Source organism: Variovorax restrictus, from assembly GCF_051216715.1.
Classification (GTDB): Bacteria; Pseudomonadota; Gammaproteobacteria; order Burkholderiales; family Burkholderiaceae_C; genus Variovorax.
In genome coordinates, this window is record NZ_JBPJZH010000002.1 from 658,761 (window position 1) to 669,774 (window position 11,014).

An 11,014-nucleotide genomic window follows, 5' to 3' on the forward strand; every position below is an offset into this window, starting at 1 on the left:
CGCCTACGGCACAAGGGCTGGCGCTTGAGAAAGCACCAGCCCTTTTTTATTTGAATTGACGCAAACAAGAATGCACAGGCGCTGCGTCTTAAGGCAAAGCGGTGTGCTTGAACTTATTTTGCGTCGGTCGTGTTTACTTTCCCCTCGAAGAGATGTCATGAACGAGTTGGACTCCCTGGTCGACACAGCACGGGCCGCCTTTGCCCACGCCAAGACGCCCGCCGATCTCGAGAACGCCAAGGCGCTGTTCCTCGGCAAGGCCGGCCGCATCACCGAGCTGATGAAGGGCATGGCCCAGTTGCCGGTCGACGAAAAGAAGTCGCGCGGCGCAGCGATCAATGGGGTCAAGCAGGCGATCGAGTCGGCGCTGACCGAGCGCCGCCAGCAACTGGCCGACGAAGAGCTCGCGGTGCAACTGCGCGCCGAGTCGCTCGACGTGACCTTGCCGGGGCGCCGAACTGCCGGTGGCGGCCTTCATCCGGTGAGCCGCACGCTGGAGCGCATCGAGGCGATCTTCTCGAGCATGGGCTTCGACGTGGCCGACGGCCCGGAAATCGAGAGCGACTGGCACAGCTTTACGTCGCTGAACAACCCGCCGAACCACCCGGCGCGTTCGATGCAGGACACCTTCTATGTCGACATCGACGGCGATGACGGCATTCCGTACAACCTGCGTCCGCATACCAGCCCGATGCAGGTGCGCTACGCCCACCAGCACATCAAGAAATACGCGGCCGAGTTCGAAGCGGCCGCCAAGGACACGGCCGGCACGACCAAGGCGCCCGAGATCCGCGTGATCGCCCCGGGCCGGACCTACCGTGTCGACAGCGACGCGACGCATTCGCCGATGTTCCACCAGTGCGAAGGCCTGTGGCTCGGCGAGAACGTCAGCTTCAAGGACCTGAAGGTCGTCTTCACCGACTTCTGCCGCACCTTCTTCGAGAGCGACGATCTGGTGCTGCGCTTTCGCCCCAGCTTCTTCCCCTTCACCGAACCGAGCGCCGAGATCGACATCCAGTTCCAGAGCGGCCCGCTGGCCGGCCGCTGGCTGGAGGTCGCGGGCTCCGGCCAGGTGCACCCGAACGTCGTGCGCAACATGGGACTCGACCCCGAGCGCTACATCGGCTTCGCCTTCGGCATGGGGCCCGACCGGCTCACGATGCTGCGCTATGGCGTGAACGACCTGCGGCTGTTCTTCGACGGCGACCTGCGCTTCCTGTCCCAGTTTCAGTAACGCAGGTCCAGTCACCGTTCAGAACAACGTCCGAAAAAGAGAACAACGAGATGCAATTCCCCGAGTCCTGGTTGCGCGAGTTCTGCAACCCGCCGCTGTCCAGCGCCGAACTGGCCGAGACGCTCACCATGGGTGGCTTCGAGGTCGAAGACAGCCGTCCCGCCGCGCCGCCCTTCAGCAAGATCGTCGTCGGCGAGATCAAGGAAGCCATTCAGCACCCCAATGCCGATCGCCTGCGCGTGTGCCAGGTCGATGTAGGGCAGGGCGCGATGCTCAACATCGTGTGCGGCGCGCCGAATGCGCGCGTCGGCATCAAGGTGCCCTGCGCGCTGGTCGGTGCCGAACTGCCGCCCGGTGACGACGGCAAGCCCTTCCTCATCAAGCTCGGCAAGCTGCGCGGCGTCGAGAGCCAGGGCATGCTGTGCTCGGCCAGCGAACTCAAGCTGAGCGACGACCATGGCGGTCTGCTCGAGTTGTCGGCGGATGCACCGCTCGGCGCCGATGTGCGCGACGTGCTGCAGCTCGACGACACGCTGCTCACGCTCAAGCTGACGCCGAACCTGGCTCACGGCCTGTCGGTCTACGGTATCGCGCGCGAACTGTCAGCGCTGACCGGTGCGCCTCTGAAGACGCCGTCCATCCCGTCCGTCGCCGCCAAGCTGGCGGACACCTTGGCCGTGAAGGTGCTAGCGCCCGAACTCTGCGGCCGCTTTTCCGGCCGCGTCGTGCGCGGCGTCACCACGACGGCGAAAACGCCGGCCTGGATGGTCGACCGGCTCGCGCGCTGCGGCCAGCGCAGCGTCACGCCGCTGGTCGACATCTCGAACTACGTGATGTTCGAGTACGGCCAGCCCTCGCACATCTTTGACCTCGACAAGATCCACGGCGGCCTCACGGTGCGCTGGGGCCAGGCCGGCGAACAGCTCAAGCTGCTCAATGGAAACACTGTGACCATCGACGAGAAGGTCGGCGTGATCGCCGATGCGCAGGCGGTCGAATCGCTCGCCGGCATCATGGGGGGTGATGCGACCGCCGTGTCGGACGACACGAAGAATATCTACGTCGAGGCCGCCTTCTGGTGGCCGGAGGCCATCCAGGGTCGCTCGCGCCGGTTCAACTTCTCGACCGATGCCGGCCACCGCTACGAACGTGGCGTGGACCCGAGCCGCACGGTGCAGATCATCGAGCGCATCACGCAGCTCGTGATCGACATCTGCGGCGGCGAGGCCGGCCCGATCGACGACCAGACGCTGCGCCTGCCGGAAGCCAAACCGGTGACGCTGCGCGTCGCCCGTGCAGCCCGCGTGATCGGCATGCCCGTCACGCAGGCGCAATGCGTCGACGCGTTGCGCCGGCTCGGCCTGCCGATCGAGGAGGGCGAAGGCACGGTCGTCGTCACGCCGGCGCCGCACCGCTTCGACCTGTTGATCGAGGCGGACCTGATTGAAGAAGTCGCGCGCCTCATCGGCTACAACAACCTGCCGACCACCGCGCCGCTGGGCCCGATCACTGCACGCGTGCGGCCAGAAGCGCAGCGCAGCCGTTTCGCGGTGCGCCATCGTGCTGCCGCCCTCGGCTACCAGGAAACCATCAACTTCAGCTTCGTCGAAGCGCATTGGGAGCAAGACCTGGCCGGGAACGCGAATCCCGTCAAGCTTTTGAATCCGATCGCCAGCCAGATGAGCGTGATGCGCTCGTCGCTGATCGGCTCGCTGCTGCAGGTGCTCAAGTTCAACCTCGACCGCAAGGCGCCGCGGGTGCGCGTGTTCGAGGCGGGCCGCGTGTTCCTGCGCGACGACAAGGTCGAGACCACCGACAGCACCGTCAAGGGCATCGCGCAGCCCATGCGCCTGGCCGGCCTGGCCTGGGGCGACGCCGAAGCGGCGCGCTGGGATGGCAAGCCCCTGCGTGTCGACTTCTACGACGTGAAGGGCGATGTCGAAGCGCTGCTCGCACCGCGCGTGCCGACCTTCGAGGTGGCCGAGCATCCGGCCCTGCACCCGGGGCGCTCCGCCCGCGTGCTCGTCGACGGCTGCGTCATCGGCGTGGTCGGCGAACTGCACCCGCGCTGGCGCCAGAAGTGGGATTTCGCGCACGCACCGATCGTGTTCGAACTCGACCTCGAGGCCTTGGCCGAACGGCCGGTGCCGGTCGCCAAGCCGGTGCCGAAGTTCCAGGCCGTCGAACGCGACATCGCGGTCGTCGTGGCCGAAAGTGTCGCGTACGGCTCGCTCATGCGAGCCATCACGTCGACATCCACCGGCGGCCTCTTGCGCGATGCGACGCTGTTCGACATCTACCGGCCACAGCCGTCGCGCGACGGCACGGTCGGCGCGACAGGCGGTCTGGCTGCGGGCGAGAAGAGCATGGCCGTGCGCCTGAGCTTCCAGGGCGACAGCGGCACACTGACGGACGAGCAGGTCGACCCCGCCGTGCGCGCAATCGTCGACCGACTGGCTGCCGACTTCGGCGCGCGACTGAGAGGATGAAGGTCATGGATTTCACGCTCGAAGCCCTTGAAACGCCCGCGCTCACCAAGGCGCACCTGGCCGAACTGCTCTTCGAGCAGATCGGCCTGAACAAGCGCGAGTCGAAGGACATGGTCGAAGCCTTCTTCGAACTGGTGTCCGCGAGCCTCATCGAAGGCACCGACGTCAAGATCTCCGGCTTCGGCAACTTCCAGATCCGCGTGAAGGCGCCGCGCCCCGGGCGCAACCCGCGCACCGGCGAGGCGATCCCGATCGGTGCGCGCCGCGTCGCGACCTTCCATGCCAGTGCCAAGCTCAAGGAACAGATCCAGGGCGGCATGGCCGATGAAGCAGAAAGCACTGAAGAAAGCACCAATGCGACCGCTTGGCGCGTTGGTGTGGAATAAGTGCTTGGTGCCTCGCGCGTGCGTGGAGTAACCTCTAAGGTTTCGCGCGCACGATCTTGATTTCAATGGAGAAAACGCTCCCCCCGATTCCCGTCAAACGCTACTTCACCATCGGTGAGGTGGCCGAGTTGTGCGGGGTGAAGCCGCATGTGCTGCGTTACTGGGAGCAGGAATTCACGCAGCTGCGCCCGATGAAGCGGCGCGGCAACCGTCGCTATTACCAGCACCACGAAGTGCTCATGATCCGCCGTATCCGCGACTTGCTCTATGACCAGGGCTTCACGATCAGCGGCGCGCGCAACAAGCTGCAAGAGTTGACCCAGACCGAGCGCGACCGTCGCAAGGCCGGTGGACTGAACAGCGAAAGCGAAGTGCTGATCGACGGCGTCGAGGCGACCGACATCGATCAGGAAGAGTGGGAGGCGGCGACCCATCCCTCGACCGCGATGCCGGCGATCGCGACAACCTCCGATCAAGGCGCTTGGCAGCAACTGCGCCGCGAGTTGTTTGAAATTCGTGAGCTGCTGGCCACGGGGCACTGATTCGCCCGGCTATAATTTGAGGCTTCGGTGTGTGGCGCAGCCTGGTAGCGCACTTGCATGGGGTGCAAGGGGTCGAAGGTTCGAATCCTTTCACACCGACCAGTCTTGACAGGGGTTAGCAACTAACGGTTGCTAACCCCTTTGTCATTTTGGTGACCGCGACCTACACCGCCACCGGCGCCTTGATGGCCGGATGCGGGTCGTAGCCGTCGAAGGCGAAATCTTCGTACTGGTAATCGAAGATCGAGTCGGGCTTGCGCAGGATGCGCAACGTCGGGTAGGGGCGTGGCTCCCGGCTGAGCTGCAGCGCGACCTGTTCGGCGTGGTTGCTGTAGATGTGGCAGTCGCCGCCGGTCCAGATGAAGTCGCCGACGTCCAGTTCGCACTGCTGCGCCACCATGTGCGTGAGCAACGCGTAGCTCGCGATGTTGAAGGGGACGCCCAGGAAGATATCGGCGCTGCGCTGATAAAGCTGGCAGCTGAGCTTGCCGCGCTCGCCCGTGGCCTGCGGCGGCGCCACGTAGAACTGGAAGAAGGCGTGGCAGGGCATCAGCGCCATCTTCGACAGCTCGGCCACGTTCCATGCGCTCACGATGATGCGGCGCGAATCGGGGTTCGTCTTGAGCGTCTTGATGACCTCGGCGATCTGGTCGATGTGGCCGCCGTCGGGTGTCGGCCAGCTGCGCCACTGCACGCCGTAGACAGGGCCCAGATCGCCGTCTTCACGCGCCCATTCGTCCCAGATCGTCACGCCGCGCTCGCGCAGCCAGTTGTTGTCGCTGGAGCCGGTGAGGAACCACAGCAGCTCCTGGATGATGGAGCGCACATGCACCTTCTTCGTCGTGACCAGTGGGAAGCCTTCGTTCAGGTCGAAGCGCATCTGGTGGCCGAAGACGCTCTTGGTGCCCGTGCCGGTGCGGTCGGACTTGAGCACGCCATGTGTGTCGACGTGGCGCATGAAGTCTTCGTAGGGGGTGCGGATGGGACGGTCGGTCATCGGTTGAAACTCAGTAGGCGCCGAACACGGCATCGAGCGCATCTTGCACGGCCTGTTGCTGCGCTTTCAGGCTGCTCACCGGCGACCGCAGCCAATCTCGCGGAAAGGTGGCCATGGTCGGCGTGTCGAGCACCACGTCGCGCTGGTTGATGCGGAAAGCGGGATGCACGCGCTCGAGGCATCGGCCATGCACACGTGCGTCGCGCAACGGAATGACGATGCGCGTCTCCACGCCGTCGATGTGATCGTTCTGCACGTCCAGCACGAAGGGTGTGTGGCGGTGCTCGGATTTGTCCGGATTGGCGTAGACGTCGAAGCGCGCCATCGGTTCAGGCCGCCTTGCGTTTGGAGGGTTCGGGCTTTTGGTCGGACTTGAGATCAGGCGTTTGGCGCCCGTCGCCCAGACTGCCCGCGAAGGTGCGGTACTTGGCGCCCCAAACGCCGTCGCGACGGATGCGCGTGTTGTAGGCCTCGATCGCCTCCTTGTTGCGCTCGTTCCATCCTTCCCAATAGCGTCGTTCCACTTCCTTCGCCAGCAAGGCATCGACCGTCTGCGACACGTTCATGCCCAACTCGCGCGCGACTTCCAGCACCTTGCTGTTGAGCGAAAGGTTGGTTGCCTTCTTGGGTGCGTTGTCGAAACGAAGCATTGCAAGTTCCTTGAGCAGGATGAATGCGCATATCTTACGTGCATGAATGCAGGCGCATCAGACCCGCAGCACCCGCCCCGGATTCATGATGTTCTGCGGGTCCAGCCCGCGCTTGATGGCGCGCATCATGCCCAGCGCCACGGGCGACTTGTGCTTCTCGAGCTTGTGCACCTTCAGTTCGCCCACGCCGTGCTCGGCTGAGAACGAGCCGCCGAACTTCTCGACCGCGTCGTAGACGAGCGTGTTGACGCGCTCTTCTTCGTCGCGCAGGAAGGCCTTGGCATCCCCCTCGGCCGGGGCCTGCACGTTGTAGTGCAGGTTGCCGTCGCCCAGGTGGCCGAAGTTGACGAGCCGCACCCCGGGGATCTCGCGCTGCAGCAGGGCGTCGGTTTCGGCCACGAAGGCGGGGATGCGTGACACCGCGATCGAGATGTCGTGCTTGATGTTCAGGCCTTCCTCGGCCTGGGCGAGCGGAATGCTCTCGCGGATGTGCCAGAGCTGGTGCGCCTGCGTGAGGTTCTCGGCCACCACCGCGTCGGTCACGCAGCCGTCCTCGAAGGCGGTCTCGAGCAGCGCCTCGAAGCGCGCGCGGGCATGGTCTTCGGATTCGTTGTCGGAATTCTCGAGCAGCACGCAGTAGGGTGCCGACGCGTCGCCCAGGAAGGGCACGCGCAATTGCGGCATGTGCTTGCCGACCAGGCTCAGGGCGAACTGGCCCATCACCTCGAAGCCGGTGAGGCCGGCGCCCAGGTGCTTGTGCGCCAGGCCCAGCAGCGTGACCGCGTGGTCGAGCGATGGCACGGCGGCCCAGGCGGTGAGCTGTGCCGCGGGCATCGGGTACAGCTTCATCGTCGCGGCGGTGATGATGCCCAGCGTGCCTTCGCTGCCGATCAGCAGGTCGCGCAGGTCGTAGCCGGTGTTGTCCTTGCGCAGGCCGCTGGTGCCTTCCCAGATCTCGCCCTGCGGCGTGACCACTTCTAGGCCCAGGCACAGGTCGCGCGTGTTGCCGTAGCGCACGACCTGCGTGCCGCCCGCGTTGGTCGCCAGGTTGCCGCCGATGGTGCAACTGCCCTCGGCCGCCAGGCTCAGCGGGAACAGGAAGCCGGCCTTCTCGGCGGTCTCCTGCAGCGTCTGCAGGATGCAGCCGGCCTCGACCGTCATGGTCAGGTTGGCCGCGTCGATGTCGCGCACCGCGTTCATGCGCTGCAGGCTCAGCAGCACCTGGGTGCCGCTGGCGTCGGGAATGCCGCCGACCGCCAGGCCGGTGTTGCCGCCTTGCGGGACGAGCGAGGCCGACGCGGCGGCGCAGGCCTTGACCACGTCGGCCACCTGCTGCGCGCTCGCGGGGCGCACTACGGCCAGCGCCTTGCCGCGCTCGCGCTTGCGCCAGTCCTGCTCGTAGGCGGTGAGGTCGCCCTCGGTCAGCACATGGGGCGCGCCGACGATGGCGCGAAGTTGGTCGATCAGATCGGTCATGGGATGGAGGTCTCCAGCGGAACGGCGGCCCGTGCGGTGCGGGCATCGCGCAGGCGCAGCCGCACGTGCATCGCGCACGCCGTGAAAAGCATCAGGCACAGCGCGATTTCGATGCCTGCCAATGCGCGCCCGAGCGGCAGGGCGTCGCTCCACGCGCGCACCACGCCTTCGGTGAAATAGAGCCAGATCATCAGGCTGACCCAGCGGTAGGTGTACATGCGGTTCTTGTAGAGCCCCGCGAGCGGCACCACCAGCGGCAGCACCTTGAGCGCCAGCCAGGAGCCGCCGGGCCGCAGCGGCGCCAGCCACATCTCCCACGCCAGGCCCAGCACGATCAGGCCGACGAGGCTGCCCACGGCCAGCCAGCGGGTGGAGGCGACGGCGGACGAGGGGGCTTGGGGCAGGGTCACGGATGGGGTGTGCAAGGGTCGCGCGCGGCGGGCGCGCAGGGCGGTCTGCGGCGGCATGCCGCAGGGCCGATGGCATGATACCGGCCATGAAACACCGGTCATGGTGGAGGGACCTTTCGCATTTTCCTTGGGGCAACACGGCGGCCGTGCTGCGGGAGCGTTTCCGCGAAGACCGCCTGGGCCTGACGGCCGGCAGCCTGACCTTCACCACCACCATCGCGCTGGTGCCGTTCTTCACCACGGCGCTGGCGCTCTTCACGGTGTTCCCGATGTTCGCCAAGATGCAGGGCCGACTGCAGCGCTGGCTGATCGAAAGCCTCATTCCGGACAACATCGCACGGCAGGTGCTGGGCTACCTGAACCAGTTCGCCAGCAAGGCCAGCGGGCTCGGCATCGCGGGCCTGATCGTGCTGCTGGTCACGGCGGTCGCGCTGATTTTGACCATCGACAAGACGCTCAACAGCATCTGGCGGGTGCGCACCCCGCGCCCGCTGGCGCAGCGCGTGCTCATCTACTGGGCGGCCATCACGCTCGGGCCGCTGATCCTGGCGGTGAGCCTGAGCACCACGTCGTACGTGTTCTCGGCGTCGCGCGGCGTGGTGGGCAGCGGCGGCCTGCTCAAGCTGCTGTTCGACACCTTCGAATTCGTGCTGCTCGCCGGCGGCATGGCCTCGCTCTACCACTACGTGCCCAACACCTCGGTGCGCTGGGCCCACGCCTGGGCGGGCGGCCTGTTCGTCGCCGCCGCGATCGAGATCGCCAAGCGCGTGCTGGGCTACTACCTGAGCCTGGTGCCGACGTACTCGGTGCTCTACGGCGCCTTCGCCACGGCGCCCATCCTGCTGGTCTGGATCTACGTCGCCTGGGTGATCGCGCTCTTCGGCGCGGTGATCGCGGCCTACCTGCCCAGCCTGCTGGCCGGCGTGGCGCGCCGTGGCGACACGCCGGGCTGGCCTTTCCAGCTGGCGGTCGAGGCGCTGCAGTTGCTCGACGTCGCCCATGCGACGCCGGCCAAGGGGCTGGGTGCGAACGAGCTGGTGGTGCGGATGCGGGTCGATGCCCTGCAGCTGGCGCCAGTGTTGGAGACGCTGGTAACCATCGACTGGATCGCACCACTCGCGGAAGACCCGGCCAACGAAGACCCGCGCTACGTGCTGCTGGCCGACCCCGACGTCACGCCGCTGGCGCCGCTGCTGACCGCGCTGCTTCTGCCGCGCGCCGACGCGCTCGCACACCTGTGGCGCAAGGCCGCGCTGGAGAGCCTGTGCCTGCGCGACGCGCTGGTGGTGCGCGACGATCTGCAGGACCTGACACGGCCGAGCCAGATGGGGCGCTACGCCCACCTCGCGAGGCGTTGACCCTTTGCTGCAGCCTTGGGCAGCCACCTCGATAATCCACGCTCCATCGTTCCAGGCCTTCTCCGTGAGCGCACCGCCCATCGCCGATCCCGCCGCACCCACCTGGGTGGTCTGCCTGTGCGCGGACTGGTGCGGCACCTGCCGCGATTACCGCCCCGCCTTCGAGCGCATCGCTGCCGCGCACCCCGGGCTGCGCTTCGCCTGGGTCGACATCGAGGACCATTCGGACATCGCCGACGACTTCGATGTCGAGACCTTTCCCACGCTGCTGGTCGCGAGTGCGCAAGGCACGCACTTTCTCGGGCCACTGCTGCCGTACCCCGAGACGCTGAGCCGCATGCTCGGCGCGTTGCCGGCCGCGCAGCCGTCGAGCGATGCGGTCGGCGTGCTGATGGCGGCGGTCAGCCGCGCGCCCGAGCGATTCGAACTTTGAAGCAGGGGGCGTGCACCAACGGGCGCAGCCCGTGGCGACTCCGTGCAGGAAGGCGTGCGGCCTAGCGGCTGGCTGCCTGCACCGCGTCGTTGTAGTAACCCACGATGTTGCGGCCCGTCATCGCGCTGGGACTCTTGCTGGTGGAGAAGACGCGCCACTGCCCGATCATCGATTGAAGCTTGCTCTGCACATCCAGATTGGCTTTGGCGGTCTTCTGGGCGTCTGCACTGGCGTCTGCAGGTTTGGCGGCGATGGCTTTGCGGTAGTTTTCCATGGACGTCTCGAGCTCGGTGGTCAGCGTGTTCGCCCGGGTCATCGCTTGCTGGTTCTTGCCGCTTTCGATGCGTTGCAACTCGCCCATGAACTTCTTGGCGAGGGCCATGGTCTCGATGCTGTAGTAGCTCGCTATCTCGCCCTTCTCCTTGAGCTTCGCCATCTGGTTGGCTCGCCGGTCGTCCTCGACACGATCCAGCTCCTGCCCGAAGAGGTCGATCTCCGTCAGAGCGCCGGTGAAAGCCGCGGTCATGTTGGCGTCTTCAGCGCGAGCCTTGACGTAGTTGTCCGCCAGAAAACCCTGCGCGTGGAAGTACGGATGCAGCGGGGTCCAAACGGCGAGCAGCTTCTCGCCGCTGGCGAGCAGGCGGTCGGCCGCCGTGTCGAGCGGTGCATCCCCGGAGCCGACCGTTCGCGCCTCTTTCAAGGTCTTGAAGAGAGCGTCGAAGGTGGCCGGGTCGCCATAGAACGACGAGGCATTCGGACGCTTCGTCTGGATCTGCAAGCGCTGGTAGCTCTTGAAGATGGCCGCGAGACTGCGGTTGTCATCGATCAACCGGTTGTAGGTGACGATGTAGGTGTTTTTGGCTTTGGCCTGTGCGTTGGCGGTATCGCGCGTCGACGACGCGGCTGGGGCCGGACTGCCAGAGGCTGAGGCCTCCTTCTTGTCGCAAGCGGTCAAAAATGCACTGCAGATCGCAAGCGCGACCAAGCCTGCGCGCGAGGCGCTCCTGTTGATTTTCATGGACTCCACTCCCTGGAAAGA

The 11,014-nt window shown here is 66.1% G+C and carries 12 protein-coding genes and 1 tRNA gene; 7 read left to right on the forward strand and 6 right to left on the reverse strand.

The annotated features are described in order from the left end of the window. The first annotated feature begins 157 nt into the window (after positions 1-157). From pheS to ACSFA0_RS17765, 5 genes are all read left to right on the forward strand, one after another. A complete protein-coding gene (pheS, locus tag ACSFA0_RS17745; protein WP_435451573.1) occupies positions 158-1,234 on the forward strand; it encodes a phenylalanine--tRNA ligase subunit alpha in 1,077 nt (358 codons plus the stop codon). 50 nt (positions 1,235-1,284) lie between these two features. After that, positions 1,285-3,723: a phenylalanine--tRNA ligase subunit beta gene (gene pheT / locus ACSFA0_RS17750; protein WP_435451574.1), complete on the forward strand. Its 2,439-nt coding sequence runs from the start codon at positions 1,285-1,287 to the stop codon at positions 3,721-3,723. After that, positions 3,720-4,109 (forward strand): integration host factor subunit alpha, encoded by a 390-nt coding sequence (locus ACSFA0_RS17755; RefSeq protein ID WP_435451575.1) that lies wholly within the window; start codon positions 3,720-3,722, stop codon positions 4,107-4,109. Before pheT ends, ACSFA0_RS17755 begins: the two co-directional genes overlap by 4 nt. 65 nt (positions 4,110-4,174) lie before the next feature. Next, complete coding sequence (locus ACSFA0_RS17760; protein ID WP_435451576.1) at positions 4,175-4,651, forward strand: MerR family transcriptional regulator; 477 nt, start codon at positions 4,175-4,177, stop codon at positions 4,649-4,651. 25 nt (positions 4,652-4,676) lie between these two features. After that, positions 4,677-4,753: transfer RNA gene (locus tag ACSFA0_RS17765), tRNA-Pro, on the forward strand. A gap of 61 nt (positions 4,754-4,814) precedes the next feature. Here ACSFA0_RS17765 and ACSFA0_RS17770 read toward each other — a convergent pair. Genes ACSFA0_RS17770 through ACSFA0_RS17790 form a run of 5 tightly spaced genes read right to left on the reverse strand, consistent with a single transcriptional unit; the run spans position 4,815 to position 8,241 of the window. After that, complete coding sequence (locus ACSFA0_RS17770; protein ID WP_435451577.1) at positions 4,815-5,648, reverse strand: thymidylate synthase; 834 nt, start codon at positions 5,646-5,648, stop codon at positions 4,815-4,817. Positions 5,649-5,658: 10 nt separating this feature from the next. Then, positions 5,659-5,973 carry a CcdB family protein gene (locus tag ACSFA0_RS17775; RefSeq protein ID WP_435451578.1) on the reverse strand — a complete coding sequence of 105 codons (315 nt, stop codon included), beginning with the start codon at positions 5,971-5,973 and terminating at the stop codon, positions 5,659-5,661. Positions 5,974-5,977: 4 nt separating this feature from the next. Next, entirely contained in the window at positions 5,978-6,298 is a 321-nt protein-coding gene (locus ACSFA0_RS17780; protein WP_435451579.1) for a type II toxin-antitoxin system CcdA family antitoxin, read from the reverse strand. A gap of 57 nt (positions 6,299-6,355) precedes the next feature. Beyond that, a complete protein-coding gene (locus ACSFA0_RS17785) occupies positions 6,356-7,774 on the reverse strand; it encodes an FAD-binding oxidoreductase (protein WP_435451580.1) in 1,419 nt (472 codons plus the stop codon). After that, the gene (locus ACSFA0_RS17790) at positions 7,771-8,241 is read right to left on the reverse strand and encodes a DUF2069 domain-containing protein (RefSeq protein WP_435451581.1); all 471 of its coding nucleotides are present in this window, start codon (positions 8,239-8,241) and stop codon (positions 7,771-7,773) included. Before ACSFA0_RS17790 ends, ACSFA0_RS17785 begins: the two co-directional genes overlap by 4 nt. Positions 8,242-8,258: 17 nt before the next feature. Between ACSFA0_RS17790 and ACSFA0_RS17795 the strand changes: the two genes are divergently transcribed. Both ACSFA0_RS17795 and ACSFA0_RS17800 read left to right on the forward strand, forming a co-directional pair. After that, positions 8,259-9,542 (forward strand): YihY family inner membrane protein, encoded by a 1,284-nt coding sequence (locus tag ACSFA0_RS17795; protein ID WP_435451582.1) that lies wholly within the window; start codon positions 8,259-8,261, stop codon positions 9,540-9,542. Between the two features lie 64 nt (positions 9,543-9,606). Further along, on the forward strand, positions 9,607-9,975 hold the full coding sequence (locus ACSFA0_RS17800) for a thioredoxin family protein (protein WP_435451583.1): 369 nt from the start codon (positions 9,607-9,609) through the stop codon (positions 9,973-9,975). A gap of 61 nt (positions 9,976-10,036) precedes the next feature. Here ACSFA0_RS17800 and ACSFA0_RS17805 read toward each other — a convergent pair whose 3' ends face one another. Next, on the reverse strand, positions 10,037-10,960 hold the full coding sequence (locus ACSFA0_RS17805; RefSeq protein ID WP_435451584.1) for a DUF3829 domain-containing protein: 924 nt from the start codon (positions 10,958-10,960) through the stop codon (positions 10,037-10,039). Positions 10,961-11,014 lie beyond the last annotated feature (54 nt).

Coding starts and splice junctions, on each gene's coding strand:
- pheS (WP_435451573.1), top strand. CDS start 158: ATGAACGAGTTGGACTCCCTGGTCGACACAGCACGGGCCGCCTTTGCC.
- pheT (WP_435451574.1), top strand. CDS start 1,285: ATGCAATTCCCCGAGTCCTGGTTGCGCGAGTTCTGCAACCCGCCGCTG.
- ACSFA0_RS17755 (WP_435451575.1), top strand. CDS start 3,720: ATGAAGGTCATGGATTTCACGCTCGAAGCCCTTGAAACGCCCGCGCTC.
- ACSFA0_RS17760 (WP_435451576.1), top strand. CDS start 4,175: ATGGAGAAAACGCTCCCCCCGATTCCCGTCAAACGCTACTTCACCATC.
- ACSFA0_RS17770 (WP_435451577.1), bottom strand. CDS start 5,648: ATGACCGACCGTCCCATCCGCACCCCCTACGAAGACTTCATGCGCCAC.
- ACSFA0_RS17775 (WP_435451578.1), bottom strand. CDS start 5,973: ATGGCGCGCTTCGACGTCTACGCCAATCCGGACAAATCCGAGCACCGC.
- ACSFA0_RS17780 (WP_435451579.1), bottom strand. CDS start 6,298: ATGCTTCGTTTCGACAACGCACCCAAGAAGGCAACCAACCTTTCGCTC.
- ACSFA0_RS17785 (WP_435451580.1), bottom strand. CDS start 7,774: ATGACCGATCTGATCGACCAACTTCGCGCCATCGTCGGCGCGCCCCAT.
- ACSFA0_RS17790 (WP_435451581.1), bottom strand. CDS start 8,241: ATGCCGCCGCAGACCGCCCTGCGCGCCCGCCGCGCGCGACCCTTGCAC.
- ACSFA0_RS17795 (WP_435451582.1), top strand. CDS start 8,259: ATGATACCGGCCATGAAACACCGGTCATGGTGGAGGGACCTTTCGCAT.